General features: G+C 70.6%; 19 protein-coding genes. 16 read left to right on the forward strand and 3 right to left on the reverse strand.

What is annotated here, in order from left to right; genetic code table 11:
- Positions 1–44 precede the first annotated feature (44 nt).
- Entirely contained in the window at positions 45–1223 is a 1179-nt protein-coding gene (locus HFP48_RS07185; RefSeq protein WP_168579285.1) for a thiolase family protein, read from the forward strand.
- A gap of 99 nt (positions 1224–1322) precedes the next feature.
- Positions 1323–2171 (forward strand): 3-hydroxyacyl-CoA dehydrogenase family protein, encoded by an 849-nt coding sequence (locus HFP48_RS07190; RefSeq protein ID WP_050034728.1) that lies wholly within the window; start codon positions 1323–1325, stop codon positions 2169–2171.
- A gap of 76 nt (positions 2172–2247) precedes the next feature.
- Here HFP48_RS07190 and HFP48_RS07195 read toward each other — a convergent pair whose 3' ends face one another.
- Positions 2248–3612 (reverse strand): aromatic acid/H+ symport family MFS transporter, encoded by a 1365-nt coding sequence (locus tag HFP48_RS07195; RefSeq protein WP_050034729.1) that lies wholly within the window; start codon positions 3610–3612, stop codon positions 2248–2250.
- 333 nt (positions 3613–3945) lie between these two features.
- Positions 3946–5097, reverse strand: coding sequence for an acyl-CoA dehydrogenase family protein (locus HFP48_RS07200; protein ID WP_168579286.1), 1152 nt, complete (start codon positions 5095–5097; stop codon positions 3946–3948).
- A 232-nt stretch (positions 5098–5329) separates the two neighbouring features.
- On the opposite strand from HFP48_RS07200, the gene HFP48_RS07205 reads away from it, so the two are divergent.
- The 14 genes from HFP48_RS07205 (at position 5330) to HFP48_RS07270 (ending at position 20856) form a co-directional block, all read left to right on the forward strand.
- Complete coding sequence (locus HFP48_RS07205) at positions 5330–6967, forward strand: Na+/H+ antiporter (protein ID WP_168579287.1); 1638 nt, start codon at positions 5330–5332, stop codon at positions 6965–6967.
- 68 nt (positions 6968–7035) lie between these two features.
- Positions 7036–9363, forward strand: a complete 2328-nt coding sequence (locus HFP48_RS07210; RefSeq protein ID WP_072634539.1) for a carbon starvation CstA family protein — start codon at positions 7036–7038, stop codon at positions 9361–9363.
- 1 nt (position 9364) lies between these two features.
- A complete protein-coding gene (locus HFP48_RS07215) occupies positions 9365–9559 on the forward strand; it encodes a YbdD/YjiX family protein (RefSeq protein WP_072634540.1) in 195 nt (64 codons plus the stop codon).
- A 97-nt stretch (positions 9560–9656) separates the two neighbouring features.
- Positions 9657–10049 carry an MmcQ/YjbR family DNA-binding protein gene (locus HFP48_RS07220; RefSeq protein WP_168579288.1) on the forward strand — a complete coding sequence of 131 codons (393 nt, stop codon included), beginning with the start codon at positions 9657–9659 and terminating at the stop codon, positions 10047–10049.
- Complete coding sequence (locus HFP48_RS07225) at positions 10046–11263, forward strand: histidine kinase (protein WP_065922924.1); 1218 nt, start codon at positions 10046–10048, stop codon at positions 11261–11263. The genes HFP48_RS07220 and HFP48_RS07225 overlap by 4 nt, the downstream gene beginning before the upstream one ends.
- Before the next feature lie 88 nt (positions 11264–11351).
- Positions 11352–12140 carry a LytTR family DNA-binding domain-containing protein gene (locus HFP48_RS07230; protein WP_006946359.1) on the forward strand — a complete coding sequence of 263 codons (789 nt, stop codon included), beginning with the start codon at positions 11352–11354 and terminating at the stop codon, positions 12138–12140.
- Positions 12141–12346: 206 nt separating this feature from the next.
- A complete protein-coding gene (locus tag HFP48_RS07235) occupies positions 12347–12652 on the forward strand; it encodes a hypothetical protein (RefSeq protein ID WP_202917667.1) in 306 nt (101 codons plus the stop codon).
- 7 nt (positions 12653–12659) lie between these two features.
- The gene (locus HFP48_RS07240; protein WP_006930241.1) at positions 12660–14471 is read left to right on the forward strand and encodes a cation acetate symporter; all 1812 of its coding nucleotides are present in this window, start codon (positions 12660–12662) and stop codon (positions 14469–14471) included.
- Positions 14472–14631: 160 nt separating this feature from the next.
- A complete protein-coding gene (locus HFP48_RS07245) occupies positions 14632–14994 on the forward strand; it encodes a DUF485 domain-containing protein (protein ID WP_006930250.1) in 363 nt (120 codons plus the stop codon).
- Complete coding sequence (locus tag HFP48_RS07250; protein ID WP_006930252.1) at positions 14991–16625, forward strand: cation acetate symporter; 1635 nt, start codon at positions 14991–14993, stop codon at positions 16623–16625. Before HFP48_RS07245 ends, HFP48_RS07250 begins: the two co-directional genes overlap by 4 nt.
- Positions 16626–16696: 71 nt before the next feature.
- Positions 16697–17128 carry an SRPBCC family protein gene (locus HFP48_RS07255; protein WP_006930253.1) on the forward strand — a complete coding sequence of 144 codons (432 nt, stop codon included), beginning with the start codon at positions 16697–16699 and terminating at the stop codon, positions 17126–17128.
- A gap of 167 nt (positions 17129–17295) precedes the next feature.
- Positions 17296–19557 carry an ATP-dependent DNA ligase gene (locus tag HFP48_RS07260; RefSeq protein WP_065922923.1) on the forward strand — a complete coding sequence of 754 codons (2262 nt, stop codon included), beginning with the start codon at positions 17296–17298 and terminating at the stop codon, positions 19555–19557.
- Positions 19558–19691: 134 nt separating this feature from the next.
- Positions 19692–20459 carry a methanethiol S-methyltransferase gene (mddA, locus tag HFP48_RS07265; RefSeq protein ID WP_006930258.1) on the forward strand — a complete coding sequence of 256 codons (768 nt, stop codon included), beginning with the start codon at positions 19692–19694 and terminating at the stop codon, positions 20457–20459.
- A gap of 67 nt (positions 20460–20526) precedes the next feature.
- On the forward strand, positions 20527–20856 hold the full coding sequence (locus HFP48_RS07270; RefSeq protein WP_029541928.1) for a YnfA family protein: 330 nt from the start codon (positions 20527–20529) through the stop codon (positions 20854–20856).
- A gap of 12 nt (positions 20857–20868) precedes the next feature.
- Here the strand turns inward: HFP48_RS07270 and HFP48_RS07275 are convergent, their stop codons facing one another.
- Complete coding sequence (locus HFP48_RS07275) at positions 20869–21327, reverse strand: hypothetical protein (RefSeq protein WP_043797747.1); 459 nt, start codon at positions 21325–21327, stop codon at positions 20869–20871.
- Positions 21328–21425: the final 98 nt, after the last annotated feature.

Here is a 21425-nt window from a genome sequence, read left to right on the forward strand (position 1 = left end):
GTCAAGGGTCACACGGCCCCCGGTTTCGGAAGGGAGATCTACGGATGATCGACGTCTACGTCGTCGACGGAGTCCGCACACCGCAGGGCCGCTACGGCGGCGCGCTCGCCCCGGTGCGGCCCGACGACCTGGCCGCACTCGTCGTCGGCGAGGCCGTCGCGCGCAGCGGCGTCCCGGCCGACGCGATCGACGAGGTGATCCTCGGCGCCACCAACCAGGCCGGCGAGGACAACCGCAACGTCGCCCGCATGGCGGTGCTGCTCGCCGGCCTGCCGCAGACCGTCCCCGGGTACACCGTCAACCGCCTGTGCGCGAGCGGGCTCACCGCTGTCGCCTCCGGGGCCCAGGCCATCCGGTCCGGGGAGGCCGACATCGTCGTCGCCGGCGGGGTCGAGTCGATGACCCGGGCGCCGTGGGTGATGAGCAAGCCCGGCACACCCTGGGCCAAGCCCGGCGCCGTCTTCGACACCGCCATCGGCTGGCGGTTCACCAACCCGCGCTTCGACGACACGACCACCCTGTCGATGGGCGAGACGGCCGAGGAGGTCGCGGCCCTGCACGGCATCACCCGGGAGGCGAGCGACGCGTTCGCGGTCCGCAGCCACCGGCGCGCCCTCGCCGCCATCGACGCCGGCCGGTTCGAGAAGGAGATCGTCCCGGTGCCGGTGCGCGACGGCGTCGTCGACGTGGACGAGGGCCCGCGGCGCGGGACCGACGAGGAGAAACTCGCCCGCCTGAAGCCGGTGTTCCGGGCCGGCGGCATCGTCACCGCCGGCTCGTCGTCGTCGCTGTCCGACGGCGCGTCCGCGCTGGTGCTCGCCGGCGCCGACGCGGTGCGCCGGCACGGGCTGACGCCGCGCGCCCGGATCGTCGGCAGCGCCTCGGCGGCGCTCGCCCCGCACATCATGGGCCTCGGCCCGGTCCCCGCCACCCGCAAGCTGCTCGACCGCACCGGCTGGACCCTCGACGGCATCGGCGCGATCGAGCTCAACGAGGCCTTCGCCGCCCAGTCGCTCGGCGTCATCCGCGAACTCGGCCTGGACGAGGACCTCGTCAACGCGGACGGCGGCGCCATCGCGCTCGGTCACCCGCTCGGCTCGTCCGGGGCGCGCATCCTCGTCACCCTGCTCGGCCGCATGGAACGCGAGGGCGCGGCGCGGGGCCTGGCCACCCTGTGCGTCGGCGTCGGCCAGGGCGTGTCGCTGGCGGTGGAGGCGCCGTGAGCGACCACATCATCTCGACGATCCCGCCCGGGCGGTGCGGTACGGGGCCGTGGACAGGTAGAAACGCATGACCCGATTCCTGGAGAAGAGGACCAGCAGATGACAGGACTTCCCGACCGTGTTGCCGTGATCGGCGGAGGCCGCATGGGCGTCGGCATCGCCCATGCCTTCGCCGCGCTCGGCGCGACCGTGACCGTGTCCGAGACCGGCGACCTGGATGCCGCGCGAAAGCGGCTGACGGACAGCCTCTCCCGCGCGGCCGAGCGCGGCAAGCTCGTCGATCCGCTCGACGTGGTGGCCGGCCGGGTCGCGTTCGTCGCGTCGGTGGCCGAGCTGCCCGGCGACACCCGGCTGCTCGTCGAGGCGGTGCCCGAGGATCCCGGCCTGAAGAGGCGCGTGCTCGCCGACGCCGAGCGCGTCGTGCCCGACGACGCGGTGATCGCCACCAACACCAGCTCGCTGTCGCCGACGGAGCTGGGCGCCGCCCTGAGGAACCCGTCCCGGTTCCTGGGCATGCACTTCTTCAACCCGGTGCCCGCGTCGGAGCTGGTGGAGATCGTGCGCGCCGAGACGACCTCCGACGCGCTGGTGCGCGACGTCGCGGGCTGGGTAGAGCTGCTCGGCAAGACGCCCGTGGTGGTGCGCGATTCGCCGGGCTTCGCCACCAGCCGCCTCGGCGTGCTGCTCGGCCTGGAGGCGATCCGAATGCTCGAGGAGGGCGTGGCCGACGCCGAGTCGATCGACCGGGCAATGGAATTGGGGTACAAGCATCCGATGGGCCCGCTGCGCTCGACGGATCTCGTGGGCCTGGACATCCGGCTGGCCGTCGCGGAGTACCTGCACGGCACCCTGGGGGAGCGGTTCGCGCCGCCGCAGTTGCTGCGCGACAAGGTGGCCCGCGGCGAGCTCGGCCGCAAGTCCGGCCGCGGCTTCTACGACTGGAGCTGAGCGGGCAAGGATCCGACGTCCACGCACGAACGGGGGCGGGTCCGTAACCACGGACCCGCCCCCGTTCCGGGTGCGGTCAGTCGACGGTCACCATGGCGGGCTCGGCCGCCCGGTGCGTCCCGCTCGGGCTTGTCGCGAGGGTCTCGTGACGGGTGGGCACCAGCACGGTGAGGCCCGCGCCGAGCAGCGCAATGCCCGCGAAGATGTAGAAGGCGATGTTGCTGCTCAGTCCGGCGCCGAGGATCAGCCCACCGACGAGCGGCCCGAAGATCCCGCCGAGACGGCCGAATCCGGCGCACCACGCGACGCCGGCGGCGCGTGCCGTGGTCGAGTAGTAGTTGGCGACGAAGCCGTAGATGAGGATCTGGGTGCCGATCCCGCCGATACCGGCCGCCGCGACCGCGCCGAGCAGCACCGCCAGCGGCAGGTCGAGGGTGAGCACGATGAGCGACAGCACCGCGAGCAGGAACGTCCCGACGATGACCCGCTGCGGGCCGGTGCGATCCGCCGTCCGGGAGGCGAGCACAACGCCGGCGATCGCGCCGCCGTTCAGCACCAACAGGAATGCCAGCGAGTTCTTCGCGTCGAATCCGGCGTTCTCCATGATCTTCGGCAACCAGGTGTTGAGCCCGTACGTGAGCATGATGCCGCCGAAGCTCATCAGGCCGAGCAGTGCGGTGCCGAGCGCGTACCGGCGGGTGGCCAGCGCGGCGAATCCGACCTTCTGGGCACCCGCCCGCTCGACGACGAGTTCTTCGGCTGTCGGAGAAGGGATGCCGGTGCGTGCGGTGATCGCGTGGGCCTCGTCGATCCGGCCACGGGCGACGAGCCAGCGGGGCGACTCGGGAAGCCTCAGCAGCACGAGCGGCAGCAGGACCACGAGGGGCAGCGCTCCGATCCAGAACAGGCCGCGCCAGCCGATGGCGTCACGCAGCAGCAGGGCGAGCAGCGACGCCATGACACCGCCGAGGGGGACACCGCAGTAGACGATCGCGTTGTACATGTTCTTCTTGCTGGGCGGCGCGAACTCGGCGACCACCGCGCCGGTGGTGGCGATGAGTCCACCCACGCCGATGCCGGTGAGCAGTCGCATGGCGCCGAACATCGTCACGGAGTGGGTCATCGCCGCGGCAGCCATGCCCACCGAGAACCACGTGATGCTGATCAGTGTCAGCTTTCGGCGGCCGACCCGGTCGCCGAAGGCGCCGGCGAGCAGGGCGCCGATCAGGACCCCGACCAGGGCGTACGAGCCGAGCACCCCGGCCTGTTCGGCAGAGACGGCACCGAGCTGGGTCGGATCCTTCATGAGGATCGGGAGGATGGTTCCGTACACGACCAGGTCGTATCCGTCGAAGACGAGCGCTGCCGTCGCGAGGGCGACGATCCACGTCACCGAGCGTCGATGCTGCGTACTGGTCCAGTCGGCCGAGACAGGGGGCATGAGAACTCCGTGTGTGTCAGGGGGCGAGTTTTCGCCGGGGCGGGTCGGCCCCGTCGGAGCGACAACGATGAGTGAACAAAAATTCGTAGTGGATGAATGCTCATTCATTGTGTTCGACCAGAACGGTAGTGTGGCGCGCGTCACTCTGTCAAGGGTGCGCGTCGAGGCCCTGCCCGGGGTTCCCGGCCGGGGCCTCTACGGCCGATCACGCACAACGCTCGACTGGGAGACCCCAGCCGAGCGTTGTGCGTGATCTACTACCGCCTGACTACCCGCCGGTGTGGCGACGACCCCCCCTCCGCCGTCGGTACCGGGCCCGGCGTCGTGGACGGTCTACAGGAAGGCGCTGATGCCGGTCTCGGCGCGGCCGATGAGCAGCTTCTGGATCTGGCTGGTGCCCTCGTACAGGGTCATCACGCGGGCGTCGCGCATGTACTTGGCGACGGGGTACTCGTCGACGTAGCCGTACCCGCCGAAGAGCTGGATCGCGTTGTCGGCGGCTCGCACCGCAGCCTCGCTGCAGAAGTACTTCGCCTTGGATGCGGCGGTGCCGAACGGTTCTCCGCGCTCGATGAGGTCGGCTGCCCGCCAGGTCAGCAGGCGGCCGGCGTCGGCGTCGACGGACATGTCCGCGATCAGGTCCTGGATCAGCTGGTACGAGGCGATGGGCCGGTCGAACTGCTTGCGGTTCGTCGCGTAGTCGACGGCGGCCTCGAGGCAGCCCTGGATGATGCCGACGCAGCCGGCGCCGACCGAGACCCGGCCCTTGTCCAGCGAGTGCATGGCGATCGAGAAGCCTTGGCCCTCCTCGCCGAGCAGCGCGCTCGCGGGCACCTTCATGTCGGTGAAGTACAGCTCGGCGGTGGCCTGGCCGCGCAGGCCGAGCTTGCCGTGGATCTCCCGGGCTTCGAAGCCCGGGGTGTCGGTGGGAACGAGGAAGGCGGACACGCCCTTCGGGCCGGGACCGCCGGTGCGGGCGAAGACCAGGCACAGGTTCGCCCAGGTTCCGTTGGTGATGAAGATCTTCGACCCGTTGATGATGTAGTGGTCGCCGTCGCGCACCGCGCGGGTCTTCAGGTGTCCGGGGTCGGAGCCGTTGTCGGGTTCGGTGAGACCGAAGCATGCGAGCGCCTCACCCGAAGCGATGCGTGGCAGCCACTCGTGCTTCTGCTCCTCGGTGCCGTGGGACAGAATCACCTTGCCCACCAAGCCCATCGAGACGGACACGATGCCGCGCACAGCGGAGTCGGCGCGGCCGAGTTCCTCCATGCCGAGGCAGTAGGTGATGTAGTCGCCGCCGAGGCCGCCGTACTCCTCGGGGATGGTCAGCCCGAAGAACCCGATCTCGGCGAGCTTGGGCACGATCGAGATGTCCACCGATTCGGCGCGGTCCCATGCGGCCCGGTGCGGGACCACCTCCTTGTCGAGGAACTCGCGTGCGAGTTGCCGGAAACTCTGCTGCTCCTCCGTCAACGCCAGATCCATGTCGACTCCTTGCTGGGGCACCACCGGGGCCTTCGGGGCGGGGTGCGTCGGATTTCGAAAAGCACACGAGCAAAATGAATGCTCATTCACTTGAGGTGAATATACGTTCGTTTCTCGGGGGGTGTCAAGGGTGCGGTGCAGGGCACGCGAGTATCGGTGCCCGGTGGGCTCGGACACCGGGCACTCGGATCGTGCGGCGGCGCCCACCGCCCGTCCGGGTCACAATCGACGGGTGAACGGGACCTGGATCCTCCTCGTCGTCATCGCGGCCGTCGCCGTCACCGGACTCGCGAACCGCGGAAACCTCCAGGCCCCGCTGGTCCTCGTCACCATCGGCTCGATCGCCTCGTTCCTGCCCGGCATGCCGCGGCTCGAGTTGCATCCGGACATCATCCTCGGGGTGGTGCTGCCGCCGCTGCTGTACTCGGCGGCGCTGCGCTTCTCCGTGGCGACCTTCCGCCGGCACCTCGCGCCGATCCTGCGGCTGGGCATCTTCACCGTCCTGGTCACGGCCTTCGCCGTCGCGTTCTCCGCCTCGGCGCTGGTGCCGGATCTGACCCTCGGCGCCGCACTCGTGCTCGGGGCCGTGGTCGCGCCGACCGACGCGGTCAGCGCCGTCGCCGTCGGACAGCGACTCGGACTGCCCAAACGCGTCATCGCGGTCCTCACCGGTGAGGGTCTGGTCAACGACGCGACCGCGCTGACCCTGTTCACCGTCGCGGTCTCCGCCGTCGCCGGCACCCGGGTGCTGGTGGACTCGCCCGTGGTGTTCTTCGGGTACGAGGTGGCCGGCGGCGTGGCGATCGGATTGCTGCTCGCCGTCGTGGTGCACCGGGTGCGCGGCCGCATGTACGACTCGCCGCTGGAAACGGTGCTGGGACTGGTGCTCCCGTTCACCGCCTACCTGGCCGCCGAGGAGATCGAGGCGTCCGGTGTGCTGGCCGTGGTCGCGGCCGGCCTGTACATGGGGCACCGGGCCACCGACGCCTCCGTGGCGACGCGCATCCAGGAACGGGCGGTGTGGGAGAGCCTCGACGTGCTGCTCGAGATGTTCGTCTTCGCCTACATGGGGCTGCAGCTGAAGTTCGTGATCGACGAGGTCCGCGAGAGCGGTCTCGACGTGCACCGCGCGTTCCTCTACGCGTTCGCGGTGCTCGGTGTGGTGATCGCGGTGCGGCCGCTGTGGGTGCTGCTGCACTGGGCGCGTCGCCGCCTCACGCGGGAGGTCGGGCTCGACCGGCTGGGGCGCGACCAGCTCACCGGCCGTGAGTACCTGGTGATCTCGTGGGCCGGGATGCGCGGTGTGGTGACCCTCGCGGCCGCCGGGGGCGTGCCGCTCGTCCTGGCCTCCGGCGAGCCGTTCCCCGGTCGCGAGACCATCCAGGTGATCGCCTTCGTGGTCGCGGTCGGCACCCTGCTGATCCAGGGGGTGACGATGCCGGCCCTCATCCGGGTGCTGAACGTCGCCGATCCCTACGAACAGCTGTATGCCCAGGAGCAGATGGAACGTGCGCGGACCATCTCCGGCACCGCCGCCGAACAGCACCTCGCGCTGCTCGCGAAGAACCCGCCCGGCGGCGTCGACGCCGAGGCGCTGCAGCGCATCCTCGCCCGGGTGAACCGGTCCATGAAGGCCCGCCTCGAAGCGCAGCAGGCCGAGGAGGCCGGTGAGCACGAACCGGCCGTGCCCGACTCGGGCACCCTGTTCGAGAAGCTCCGGCGCTCCGTGCTGCGCGCCCAGCGGCAGGCCCTGATCGCGGCACGCGACAACGGTGACCTCGACGACGAGACGCTCCGTACGGTGCTCGAGGGACTCGACGTCGAGGAGGCGGCCGCGGAGGAACGGCTCAACCGGCGCACCCGGTACTGACCGGGCCCCGGACTGCCGACATCCGCGTTTTCCCGCCGGGGCGGGAGCAGACGATTCTAGGATTCCTTATGGCCGTCGAATCGGTTCCCGAGTCCCCGCCCCGGATCGAATACCTGCGCACGGATCCCGACCTCCCGCCGGTCGGCATCGTCGACCGTTCCCCGATGCCTTCGTCGGCCCGCGTCGTGTTCGTCGTGCTGGCGCTGCTCGGTGGTGTCGCCTGGACGATGATCGCGGTGGTCCGCGGGGAGAACGTCAACGCGGTCTGGTTCGTGATCGCCGCGGTGTGCACGTATCTGATCGCCTACCGCTTCTACGCCAGGCTGGTCGAGAGCAAGATCGTCCAACCGCGCGACGACCGGGCCACCACGGCGGAGATCCTCGAGAACGGAAAGGACTACATCCCGACGGACCGGCGGGTGCTGTTCGGACACCACTTCGCCGCGATCGCCGGCGCCGGTCCTCTCGTCGGTCCGGTGCTGGCCGCGCAGATGGGGTACCTGCCGGGCACCCTGTGGATCATCCTCGGCGTCGTGTTCGCCGGTGCGGTGCAGGATTTCCTGGTGCTGTCGATCTCGTCGCGGCGCCGCGGGCGCAGCCTCGGTCAGATGGCGCGGGAGGAACTGGGCGTCGTCGGCGGAATCGCCGCCATGGTCGCGGTCTTCGTCATCATGATCATCCTCATCGCGGTTCTCGCTCTGGTCGTGGTCAATGCGCTCGCCGAGAGCCCATGGGGTCTGTTCTCCATCGCGATGACCATCCCCATCGCCCTCTTCATGGGGGTGTACCTGCGTTACCTGCGGCCGGGCCGGGTCTCGGAGGTCTCGCTCATCGGCGTCGCACTGCTCCTGTTGGCCATCGTCGCCGGCGGCTGGGTGGCCGAAACGGACTGGGGAGCCGAGTGGTTCACCCTGTCCAAGGTCACCATCACGTGGCTGATGATCGCGTACGGATTCGCCGCCTCGGTGCTACCGGTGTGGCTGCTGCTGGCGCCGCGAGACTACCTGTCCACGTTCATGAAGGTCGGGACGATCGCGCTGCTCGCCGTGGGTATTCTCATCGTCCGCCCGACCCTGCAGATGCCGGACGTCACCTCCTTCGCTCTCGAGGGCAACGGCCCGGCCTTCGCCGGATCGCTGTTCCCGTTCCTGTTCATCACCATCGCCTGCGGCGCACTGTCCGGCTTCCACGCGCTCATCTCCTCCGGCACGACCCCGAAGCTGCTCGAGAAGGAGAAGCAGACCCGGCTGATCGGGTACGGGGGCATGCTCACCGAATCCTTCGTGGCGATCATGGCGCTGATCACCGCCTGTGTGATCGATCAGCATCTGTACTTCGTGCTCAACGCCCCGGCCGGCGTGACCGGAGGCACTCCCGCCACTGCGGCGGACTACGTCAACGGCCTCGGACTGGGTGCTCCGGACATCACCCCGGAGGCCATCTCCCAGGCCGCCGCCGACGTCGGGGAGGACTCGATCATCTCGCGCACCGGCGGCGCCCCGACCCTCGCGTTCGGGATGTCCAGCGTGCTGAGCGACCTGTTCGGTGGCGACGCGCTGAAGTCGTTCTGGTACCACTTCGCGATCATGTTCGAGGCCCTGTTCATCCTCACGACCGTCGACGCCGGCACCCGCGTCGCCCGCTTCATGCTCTCGGATTCGCTCGGCAACTTCGGGGGACCGGCACGCCGGTTCAAGGACCCGTCGTGGCGTCCGGGCGCGTGGCTGTGCTCTCTGCTGGTCGTGGCCGCGTGGGGCGCGATCCTGCTGATGGGCGTCACCGATCCGCTCGGGGGCATCAACACCCTCTTCCCGCTGTTCGGCATCGCCAACCAGCTGCTCGCCGCGATCGCCCTGACGGTCGTGCTCACCGTGGTGATGAAGAAGGGCCTGTTCAAATGGGCATGGATCCCGGGCGTTCCGCTCGTGTGGGACCTGATCGTGACGATGACCGCCTCGTGGCAGAAGATCTTCTCGGGGGATCCCGCGATCGGGTACTGGACCCAGCACTTCGACTTCCAGGCCGCCAAGGACGCAGGGGAGACCAGTTTCCGGTCCGCGACGAGCCCCGCCGCGATCGACGCGGTGATCCGCAACACCTTCATCCAGGGCACACTGTCGATCGTGTTCGCGAGTCTCGTGCTGATCGTCGCCGTCGCGGGAGCCATCGTGTGCGTCAAGGCGTTCCGGGCCGGAGGGCTGCCCACCACCGAGGCTCCCGACGTTCCGTCGAAGATCTTCGCCCCGGCCGGGTTCGTACCCACGGCCGCCGAGAAACGAATACAGCACCAGTGGGACGTGCTCATCGCGTCCGGACGCGTGCGCGCCCCGGGCGCCGCGCACATCCGTCCCGCTCGTGGACCCCGCTCGGAGCCGACCGGAGCGCACCGTGAGTAGGGTGCTCGCCGTGCTCGCCGCGCGGGGACGAACGGTGCGCTGGTGGATCGGAGCGCTGATGGGCGACCACGACTACGCGCGGTACGTCGCCCACCTGGAACGGTTGCATCCCGGAGCCGAGATCCCCACGGAACGCGAGTACTGGCGCACCCGTTACGCCGCCGCGGATGCGAACCCGGGGGCACGTTGCTGCTGAGGCCTGTGCGGGCACCGGCCGGCGCCGCGCCGATCCGCGTGCACCCGGCCACCGTGTACCCCGCAACGGCGTCGCTGCGGTGGCCTAGCGTGAACTCATGATGAGTCCGCTCGACCGCCTGCGTGCCCTGTGCACCGCGCTTCCGGACGTCACCGAGCGCGTCAGCCACGGCGAACCGGCCTGGTTCGTCCGCCGCTCCCCGCAGTTCGCCACCTTCGCCGACCACCACCACGACGACCGTGTCGCGTTCTGGGCGGCCGCACCCGCGGGCGCACAACAGGATTGGATCGAGTGGGACCCGGATCGCTTCTTCCGGCCGCCGTACGTCGGCACCCGTGGCTGGATCGGGGTCCGCCTCGACGGCCCCGGCGCCACCGGCGACGCCTTCTGGGACGACGTCGCGGACATCGTCGAGGACGCGTACCGCACCGTCGCGCCGAAGACCCTCGTGGCGCGGCTCGACGCCGAGCCGGGACCGGACCCGCGGTGAGCGCAACCCTCGCCGCGCTCCTGGCCGTCGCGTTGCTCGTCGTCGCCGGCGTCACCGTGCTGTGGCTGCGCACCCGGCGCGGCCTGACCACACCGGCCGAACGTGCCGTGCACGCCACCCTGCACACCGCGTCGCTGGCCGCGCGGCCGCTGCGTCGGGGCCTCGACGCGACGTCCGCGCAGGAGGCCGCCCCGCACCTGCGCTCGCTCACCGGCACGTCGTCCGTTGCGCTCGTCGACGCGGACGGCACCCGCTTGGCGTGGAGCGGCCCCTTCGAAGGGCTGTCCGCCCAGTTGCTCGCCGCCGCGAAGCGCGCGATCGCCGACGACCGGCGCGTCCTCGTCGGGCACGGTGACCTCCAGCGCGGTCCGGACGAGCAGGCCGCGCGCGCCGTGATCGTGCAGCCGCTCGTCATCGACAACGTCGGGGTCGTCGGTGCGCTCGGCGTCGTGACCACCACCGAACCCGGCCCGGCTCTGCTCGGCGTGCTCACCGAGGTCGCCCGCTACGCCTGCAGCCAGATCGAACTCGCCGAACTCGACGCCTCCCGCGCCCGCCTCGACCGCGCCGAGGTGCTGGCGCTGCGCGCTCAGATCAGCCCGCACTTCATCTACAACGCCCTGGGCACCGTCGCGTCGTTCGTGCGCACCGACCCCGAACGCGCCCGCGAACTGCTCCTCGAATTCGCCGACTTCACCCGGTACTCGTTCCGCGCGGCCGGGGAGTACACGCTGCTCGCCGACGAACTGCGCAACATCGACCGGTATCTCACGCTCGAGCGGGCCCGGTTCGGCAACGCCCTCGAGGTGCGGCTGCAGGTCGCGCCGGAGGTGCTCAACGTGGTGCTGCCGTTCCTCGCCCTGCAGCCCCTCGTCGAGAACGCCGTGCGGCACGGCATCGCGGGCAAGAGCACCCGCACCGGCACCATCAGCATCGTCGCCGCGGACGAGGGCACCGACTGCGTCATCAGCGTCGAGGACGACGGCGTCGGCATGGACCCCGAACTCCTGCGCTCCGGCGATCTCGACGCCGTCGCCGAGGGACAGGGGCGCACCAGCGCCAAGGAGGCGGCGCACGTGGGACTGGCCAACGTCGACGATCGCCTGCGCGCAGCGTTCGGCAACGACTACGGCCTCGTCGTCGAGACGGCGCCGGGGGCCGGAACGAAGGTCAGCATGCGGGTGCCGAAGTTCCGGCCCGGGATACGGGCATGACGCGACCCTTCCGCCACCCGGCCCCGCTCCGCGCGAGTGGACCGGTCCGCTCCGCGCGGACGGTCCGGCATGGCACGATGGACCGGCTGTGAACGACACCACCGACACCCTCACCGTGCTGGCCGTCGACGACGAACCGCCGGCCCTCGACGAGCTCGCGTACCTGCTGCGGCGACGCGAGGAAATCGGCCATGTCCACACCGCGGGCGAGGCGACCACCGCCCTGCGGCTGCTGCGCGACGGCGGGATCGATGCGGTGTTCCTCGACATCAACATGCCCGGCCTCGACGGCCTGGAGCTCGCCGGCATCCTGCGCAACTTCGCGAACCCGCCCGCCGTTGTGTTCGTGACCGCGCACGACGACCGTGCGGTGGCGGCCTTCGACCTCGGCGCGGTCGACTACCTGCTCAAACCCCTGCGCGAGGAACGTCTCGCCGAGGCGGTGCGCCGCATCGCCGAGCGCCGCCGCACCCGCGAAACCGAATCCGCCGCCGCGGGCGCGGCCGCGGCGGACGAGGTGATCCCCGTCGAACTCGGCGGCGTGACCACACTGGTGCCGCGGTCGTCGGTGCAGTGGGTCGAGGCCGACGGCGACTACGCACGCCTGCACACCGGCACCGGCTCCCACCTGGTGCGCATCCCCATCTCCACCCTCGAGAGCCGCTGGGCCGACGCCGGGTTCCTGCGGGTGCACCGCTCCTACCTCGTGTCGCTGCCCCTGGTGACCGGCATTCGCAGCGTCGGCTCCGGCCTCGTCGTGTGCCTGCGGGCCGAGGAGGGCAAGCCGCCCGTCGAACTGCCGGTGAGCCGTCGCCACACCCGCGAGCTCAAGGACCGCCTGATCCGCGGACCGATGCAGACCTGGACGACCAGATGAGTCCGTCCGGCAACCCGCCGCCGCGTGGTTCGGGCGGCCCGCCGCCGCGTGGTTCGGGCGGCTCGCCGCCGCGTGGTTCGGGCGGCCCGCCGCCGCGTGGTTCGGGCGGCTCGCCGCCGCGTGGTTCGGGCGGCCCGCCGCCGCGCAGTTCGGGCGGCCCGCCGCCGCGCGAACGGGTGGTGCTCGCCCAGCGCCGCGGCGCCCGCATGGTGCGCACCCGCGTGGAGGTCCAGGAACAGACCGAGGTCGGGGAGGCCATGGTGCGCGGCCTGGTCCGAGCCCAGCTCGGCCTCGCCGCGCGGCTCTCGCTCGTCGCGGTGTGCCTGCTGTGTGCCCTGCCGCTGCTGTTCCACTTCGTGCCGCGCCTGACGGACCTGACGGTGCTCGGCATCCGGTTGCCGTGGCTGCTGCTCGGATTCGTCGGATACCCGCTGCTGCTCGGCATCGGCGGGCTCTACGTCCGCCTGGCCGAACGCAACGAGCAGGACTTCACCGACCTGGTCGACGACTGAGCGGCTCATGGATACCGGTTCGATCCCCGTCGTCACCGTCATCGGGCTCGTCGCCGCAGCCGCCGCCACCGTCGCGATCGGCATCTACGGAGTCCGGCTGGCCCGCACCACCTCCGACTTCCTCATCGCCTCCCGCAGCGTCGGCCCCCGCTGGAACGCCGCCGCCATATCCGGTGAATACCTCTCCGCCGCCTCGTTTCTCGGAGTGGCCGGGCTGATCGCCAAGTACGGCGCCGACGCCCTGTGGTATCCGGTGGGCTTCACGGCGGGCTACCTGGGCCTGCTGCTGTTCGTCGCCGCGCCGCTGCGCCGGTCCGGCGCCTATACGGTGCCCGACTTCGCGGAGTTCCGGCTCGGCGCGCGATGGCTGCGCACCCTGGCGATGGTGATCGTCGCCGTCGTCTGCGTGCTCTACCTCGTCCCCCAGTTCCAGGGCGCGGGACTGACCCTGAACATCCTGCTCGGCGTCCCCGACTGGGTCGGCGTCGTCGCGGTCGGCTTGATCGTCGTCGGCAACGTCGTCGGTGGCGGCATGCGCTCGATCACCTTCGTCCAGGCGTTCCAGTACTGGCTCAAGCTCACCGCCGTCGCGGTGCCGGCCCTCGTGCTCGCCGTCCACTTCCTCGACGACGACCGCGCCGTCGGGCAGCCGGCGCCGCCGACGGTCACCGAGCGCACCACCGTCGACGTCACCACCGACGTCGTCGTCCAGGTCGGCGAGCCCCTCGAGGTCGCCGCCACCGGACGGGTCGACGGACGGACCGTGGACGGCACCGTGCTGCTCGCGCCCGGCGAGCACGAGGTGGCCGCCGGCACGGCGCTGGTGCTCGAGCCCGGCGCAGCCGTGCCGGTGGTGGCCGGGGCACCCGCCACCAACGACGACTGGGCCGCGCCCGGCGGCGGGATCGGCGGCGCGCACCCGATGTTCCAGGTGTATTCGCTGATCCTCGCCACCTTCCTCGGCACCATGGGGCTGCCGCACGTGCTGGTGCGCTTCTACACCAACCCCGACGGGCGTGCGGCCCGCATGACGTCGCTCGCGGTGATCGCCCTGCTCGGCGTGTTCTATCTGTTCCCGACGCTGCTCGGGGTGTTCGCGCGCCTGTACGTGCCGCAACTGCTCATCACCGGCCGCTCGGACGCGGCCGTGCTGCTGCTGCCGGGGTCGGTCCTGTCCGGCTGGGGCGGCCAGCTGCTCGCCGCGCTCGTCGCCGCCGGCGCGATCGCGGCGTTCCTGTCCACGTCCTCGGGGTTGCTGGTCAGCGTCGCCGGCGTGCTGTCCACCGACGTGCTGCGGGGGCGGGTGCGGGACTTCCGGATCGCGGCCGTCCTCGCCGGCCTGGTGCCGCTCGGCCTGTCGCTGGCGGTGACGTCGCTGGACCTGTCGCGGGCGGTGGGTCTGGTGTTCGCGGTGGCCGCCTCCACGCTGTGTCCGCTGCTGATGCTCGGCATCTGGTGGCGCGGGCTCACCGCGGCCGGGGCGGCCGCGGGCATGGTGGTCGGCGCGGTGGTGGCCGGCGGCGCGGCCCTGGTGGTCGTGCTGGTGCGCATCGACCCCGGGACGGGCGGAGGCTGGCTCGCCGCCGTCATCGGCTACCCGGCCGCCGTGAGCGTGCCACTCGCGTTCGTCACCATGGTCGTCGTCAGCCTCGCCACCCGATCCCGCGTCCCGGCGGACATCGGTCGCGTCTTCTCCCGCATGCACGTGCCCGAGCGGCTGGGGATGGGCCGGGACCGGGAGCTCGGGGCGTTCGAGGACACCGGCGACCCCGCGGACCGGCGCGGACCCGGAAAGTCGCCCCGGCCGCGAGGCCACTGAGCCGCCACTCGTCGCGCCCGGGGGACCGTTCGCCGCACCGGTCGACAGCTCGGCGTGTGACCGGTGCCACCATCTTCTCGTGTGACTCTCGTCTCATTACGGTCTACTGGTAGTACGTCTCACAGGGGCGATCCCTGAAGCCACGACCAAGGAGTCGGCAGTGACCACAGCTCACCTCGGCAAGGGCGGGGCGCTCGAGCGCCGCACGCCCGATGCGCAGGACTTCGTCGACATGCAGGCGAGTCCGGAGTTCCAGGACTTGCGCCGCCGGCTCCGGCGGTTCGTCTTCCCGATGACGGGACTCTTCCTCACCTGGTACTTCGTGTACGTCCTGCTGGCCACCTACGCCGCCGACTTCATGGCGACCAAGGTGCTCGGCAACATCAACCTCGGCCTGATCCTCGGACTCGCGCAGTTCGTATCGACCTTCGTCATCACCGCGCTCTACGTGCGGTTCGCCAACCGTGACCTGGATCCGCGGTCCGCCGCGATCCGTGAAGAGCTGGAAGGACCGGCCCAGTGACAGTTCTGGCCCAGGGTGCCACCGACGTCGGCAACCCCCTGTTCAACATCGCGATTTTCGTCGCATTCGTCGTCGTGACGATGAGCCTGGTCATCCGGGCCAGCCGCTCCACCAAGAAGGCCTCGGACTTCTACACCGGCGGCGGGCAGTTCTCCGGCCCGCAGAACGGCTTCGCGATCGCCGGCGACTACCTGTCGGCCGCGTCGTTCCTCGGCATCGCCGGCGCCATCGCCGTCTACGGCTACGACGGATTCCTGTACTCCATCGGCTTCCTCGTCGCCTGGCTCGTCGCCCTGCTGCTCGTCGCCGAACTGCTGCGCAACACCGGCCGGTTCACCATGGCCGATGTCCTGAGCTTCCGGCTCAAGCAGCGTCCGGTGCGCATGGCCGCCGCGCTGTCCACCCTCGCGGTGTCGCTGTTCTACCTGCTCGCCCAGATGGCCGGTGCGGGCGGCCTCGTCGCGCTGCTGCTCAACATCGACGGCAAGCTCGGCCAGGGCATCGTCGTCGCCGTGGTCGGCGTCCTGATGATCGTGTACGTGCTCATCGGCGGCATGAAGGGCACCACCTACGTGCAGATGGTCAAGGCCGTGCTGCTCGTCGCCGGTGCCGGCATCATGTTCGTGCTCGTGCTGCTCGCGGTCCGCGGCAACTTCTCGCAGCTGCTGGCCGACGCGCAGGCCATGGTGAACAGCTCCACCAACGAGGCCGTCGCCGGCCGCGACGTGCTCGCCCCCGGCGCCAAGTACGGCATCAGCGACATGACCCGGCTCGACTTCGTCTCGCTCGGCATCGCCCTGGTGCTCGGCACCGCCGGCCTGCCGCACGTGCTGATGCGCTTCTACACCGTGCCCACCGCCAAGGAGGCCCGGCGCTCGGTGACCTGGGCCATCGCCCTGATCGGCGGGTTCTACCTGTTCACCCTGGTGCTCGGCTACGGTGCCGCCAAGATGGTCGGACCGGACGTCATCCTCGGCGCCCCCGGCAAGGAGAACTCGGCCGCGCCGCTGCTCGCCTTCGAACTCGGCGGCACGATCTTCCTCGGCATCATCTCCGCCGTCGCGTTCGCCACGATCCTCGCGGTCGTCGCCGGCCTCGCGATCACCGCGTCCGCGTCCTTCGCCCACGACATCTACGCCAGCGTGATCAAGCGCGGCAACGCCTCCGAGGAGGATCAGGTGCGGGTCTCCCGCATCACCGTCGTAGTGATCGGCGTGGTCTCGATCGTGCTGGGCATCCTCGCGATGGGCCAGAACATCGCCTTCCTGGTGGCCCTGGCCTTCGCAGTCGCCGCGTCCGCCAACCTGCCGACGCTGCTGTACTCGCTGTTCTGGAAGAAGTTCAACACCACCGGCGCCCTGTTCAGCATCTACGGCGGCCTGGTCAGCTGCCTGCTGCTCATCGCCTTCTCCCCGGCGGTGTCCGGCAAGCCGTCCTCGATGTTCCCGAACGCGGACTTCGCCCTCTTCCCGCTCGCCAACCCCGGCATCGTGTCGATCCCGCTGGCCTTCGTCCTCGGCATCGTCGGTACCTACATCGGCCGGCGCAAGCTGGAGGACCCGGCCAAGCAGGCCGAGATGGAGGTCCGCTCCCTCACCGGTGTCGGTGTCGAAAAGGCTGTCGCCCACTAGGCAACACCCACGAAGCGCGGACGCAGGGTCGATCACCCTGCGTCCGCGCTTCGGCGTCTACGCTGCGGGGCATGGCCAAACTCGAGGTATCGACCGACCTTCCGCTCGAACCGCACGTGACCTGGGTGCGGGCGTCGGACCTGCACGGATTCGACGAATGGCTGACCATCCACGACGGGTGGCGCAGCGACCTGCCGAGCGAACTCGTCGTCGGCACCACCGCCGAGTCCGTCGTCTCGGTCAAGGGCATGCGTAACCGGGTCGCGTGGACCGTCCGGGAGATCGACTCGCCGCACCACCTCGTGCTCCACGGTTCCGGCAAGGGCGGCACCCGGTTCAAGCTGCGGATGACCGTCCGGGCCGCCGGGATCGGCTCCGTGCTCAGCCTGAACATCGACCTCGGCGGGGCACCGCTGTTCGGGCCGATCGGCTCCGGCGTCGCGCGGGCCCTGCACGGCGACATCGAGGCCTCGCTGCGCCGGTTCGCCGAACTCTACAGCTGAGCCGCAGCGCCGAAGGCGCTCAGGGGTCCCAGCACCGAAGGTGCCCATGAGCGCAGCACCGAAGGTGCCCATGAGCGCAGCACCGAAGGTGCCCTCCGCGCGGGCGACACGCCGGGGACCGGCGCGAGAAGTGCGCGCCCGCGGGCCGCGCTCGGCAGAATGAGGCGATGACGACCCGCACGTTCGAAGGCCGTCGTCTGAACCTGACGAACCTCGACAAGGTGCTGTACCCGAGCACGGGCACGACGAAGGCCGACGTGGTCGACTACTACGTCGCCGTCGCCCCGGTGCTGCTACCTCACGTCGCGGGCCGGCCCGGCACCCGCAAACGCTGGCCCGAGGGTGTCGGCGGCGAGTCGTTCTTCGAGAAGAACCTCGCCTCCCACGCGCCGAAGTGGCTCACCCGCAAGACTGTTCACCACAAGCAGCGGTCGGTGACGTATCCGGTCTTCGACTCCGTGGCGTCGCTGGCCTGGCTGGGGCAGCAGGCGGCACTCGAGCTGCACGTGCCGCAGTGGCGGTTCTCGGGTTCCGTTCCGGGTCCCGCGACGCGGATCGTGTTCGACCTCGACCCGGGGGAGGGGGTCACGCTGGCGCAGTGCGCCGAGGTTGCCCGCCTGGTGCGCGACATGGTCGGCGGGCTGGGCTGGCCGGCCTACCCGGTCACCAGCGGCAGCAAGGGGATACACCTGTATGTGCCGCTCGACCGCGAGCTTGCACCGGGCGGGGCGTCGACCGTGGCGAAGCAGGTGGCGATCAACCTCGAGACGCTGCATCCCGACCTGGTCACCGCCACCATGGCGAAGGCCGTGCGCGGTGGCCGGGTGTTCCTCGACTGGAGCCAGAACAACCAGGCCAAGACGACCATCGCGCCGTATTCCCTGCGCGGTCGGGAGCAGCCGTGGGTCGCCGCGCCCCGCACCTGGGACGAACTCGACGACCCCGGGTTGCACCAATTGCGGTTCGACGAGGTGCTCGCGCGCCTCGAGGCCGGACCCGACCCGCTCGCCGCGCTCGACCCGCCGCTGCCCGAGTCCGACGCCCTGACCGAGTACCGGCACAAGCGCGACCCGTCCCGCACCCCCGAACCCGTCCCCGCCACCGTGGGATCCGGACCGGGCAATTCCTTCGTCATCCAGGAGCACCACGCCCGCCGCCTGCACTACGACCTGAGGCTCGAGCGCGACGGGGTGCTCGCGTCGTGGGCGGTGCCGAAGAATCTGCCGGACGATCCCGGCCGCAACAACCTCGCGGTGCGCACCGAGGACCATCCGCTCGAGTACCTCACCTTCCACGGCGTGATTCCCAAGGGGGAGTACGGCGCCGGCGGCATGACGATCTGGGACACCGGCACCTACGACACCGAGAAATGGCGCGACGACGAGGTGATCGTGCGCCTGCACGGCGCGCGGGTGCAGGGCCGGTACGCGCTGATCCGCACGGCCGGCAACCAGTGGCTCGCGCACCGCATGAAGGACCAGAGCGCGCCGCCGGGCCCGCCGACGAGCTTCCCGCGCGACCTCGAGCCCATGCTCGCGACACCGGGTGAGGTGACCGGTCTCGACGCCGGCGAATGGGCGTTCGAGGGCAAGTGGGACGGCTACCGCGCCGTCGCCGAGATCGAGAACGGGCAGCTGCGGCTGCATTCGCGTTCCGGCCGCGACATCACCGGCGACTACCCCGCTCTCGCCGATCTCACCCGCATCCTCGACGGGCACGAGGTGGTCCTCGACGGCGAGGTGGTCGCGTGCGACACCCTCGGCGTCACAAGCTTCCGGCGGCTGCGGACCGGGGGCACCCCGCAGTACTTCGTGTTCGACGTCCTCTTCCTCGACGGGGTGACCCTGTACCGGAAGCCGTATTCCGACCGGCGGCGCGTGCTCGACGCGCTCGCCGCCGCGGCCGACGGGCTGGTCGTTCCGGACCTGTTGCACGGCAACGGATCCGAAGCGCTGGAGGAGAGCACCCGGCGGGGCTGGGAGGGGGTGGTGGCCAAGCGGCGGAACTCGGTGTACGTGCCGGGTCGGCGCAGCCCCGACTGGGTGAAGTCGAAGAACTGGCTCACCCAGGACGTCGTCATCGGGGGCTGGCGCCTCGGCAAGGGGGCCCGCGCCGGCACCTTCGGCTCGCTGCTGGTCGGCGTGCAGGGCGAGGCCGGGCTGGAGTACGTCGGCCGCGTCGGCACCGGCTTCGACGAACCCCAGCTCGCCGAACTGTCGGCCGCCATGGCGGGTCTGCGGCGCCGCACCACCCCCTTCGCCGGCGACGTCCCGCGCGAGGACGCGCGGGACGCGGTGTGGGTGAGCCCGAAGCTGGTGGGGGAGGTGCGGTTCCGGGAGTGGACCGACGCCGGCAAGCTCTGGCATCCGAGCTGGCGCGGGTTGCGCGACGACATCGACCCGCAGGACGTGGCCCGCGGCAGCGGATGACCGCCCGCCCCGGGTGCCGAAAACCTCACCCCGGGGTGCCTGTCGTCCTCCGGCGCGTCGGCGCACCGTGGTCACACGGCACATCCGCCGACTGTGGCACGGGCCGGCGCGCCCGGAGGAGGGAAGGTTCGACGATGTTGCAGACGACCGACAGGGGCCGCCTCGGCCGCACCCTGATGACCGCGTACGGCGCGGCCGCCTACGCCGTGTTCTTCGCGGTGTTCCTGTACTCGATCGGGTGGGTCGAAGGTCTCGTGGTGCCCCGCACCATCGACGAGGGGCCGCAGACGCCGATCGTCGTCGCCGTGATGGTGAACCTGGCCCTGTTGTCCGTGTTCGCCGTTCAGCATTCGGTCATGGCCCGGCCCTGGTTCAAGGACCGATGGACCCGCATCGTCCCACAGCCGATCGAACGCTCCACGTTCGTCCTGTTCGCCACCGCCGCCCTGGCGCTGGTGATGTGGCAGTGGCATCCACTGCCACAGGAGATCTGGGACGTGGACGCGACACCGGTGCGTGTGGTGCTCTATGCGGTGTCCTTCGCAGGATGGGGCCTCGTGCTCGCATCGACGTTCGCGATCGACCACTTCGACCTGTTCGGCCTGCGGCAGGTGCTGCGGAACTTCGCCGGAAAACCCCCGGCCGAAGTCGTATTCCGCACCCCGATGCTGTACCGCGTGGTGCGTCACCCGTTGTATCTCGGCTTCCTGATCGCGTTCTGGGTGGCGCCGACGATGAGCGTGGGCCACCTGCTGTTCGCCGCGGTCACCACCGGATACATCCTCGTCGCGCTGCGGTTCGAGGAACACGATCTGACCGACACGTTCGGCGACCGGTACCGCGACTACAGTGCCCGCGTGCCCCGGCTGGTGCCCCGCCCGCGCGCGGCGAGCCGAACCTGACCATGTTCCGGCCGGCTCCGGTGCGGGCACCCGCACCGGAGCCGTGCAGCGCCGTAGGGTACTTCGCGTGAGCATCGCGAAGTCCCTCGTCCTGTTCGTCGTCGCGGCCCTGTTCGAGATCGGCGGTGCCTGGCTCGTGTGGCAGGGAATCCGGGAACAGCGCGGCTGGATCTGGGTGGGCGCCGGTGTGATTGCGCTCGGCGGGTACGGAATGGTGGCAACGCTGCAGCCGGATGCGAATTTCGGTCGCATCCTCGCCGCCTACGGCGGAGTGTTCGTCGCCGGATCGCTCGTGTGGGCGATGATCGTCGACGGCTTCCGCCCCGACCGGTGGGATGTGGCCGGCGCCCTGGTGTGCCTGCTCGGCGTGGCGCTGATCATGTACAGCCCGCGCTGAACTCCGGCACCGTCAGCCGACGGTCACCGTCCCCGCGGCCGGTGTCGAATTGCAGATCGGGCCGCTGCTCAGGTTCACCGAACCGAATACGGTGGTGAGCACGGTGCCCGGGCCGGTGTTCACCACCTTCGCCAGGTTCGGGTACGTCCCCTCGAGGTCGACGATCCCCGCCTGGCCGGTGCTCTGATTGAGCCATGCGACCGACACCTGCCCCGCAGCGGGCATGGGGCCCATTCCCGGTGCGGTGGAGAACAGTACGTGACCGGGGGCGATCGCGGGGTTCGCCTCCGGGCCGGCCTGCGCGGTGACCGCCGTGATCGAGGCCAGGCTGCCCTGGTTGAGGCACCCGAAGGTCAGTGCCGTGCCGAGGGATTGGGGCGGTGCGGCGCCGGCGCTGCCGGCGAACAGGACGGCGGCCGCGATCGGTGCGGCGGTGGCGAGGATTGCTCGGGTGGTTCGGGCGGCGCTCATGCTGATGCTCCTGTGATCGGAATGTCACGTCCGGGTGCCGACCGCCGCGCCCCGCCGGCGGCGCGCCCCGCGCACCGAATGACGCCCCCGAGTCTAGA

The organism is Rhodococcus sp. DMU1 (assembly GCF_012272955.1).
In the GTDB taxonomy this organism is placed as follows: domain Bacteria; phylum Actinomycetota; class Actinomycetes; order Mycobacteriales; family Mycobacteriaceae; genus Rhodococcus; species Rhodococcus aetherivorans.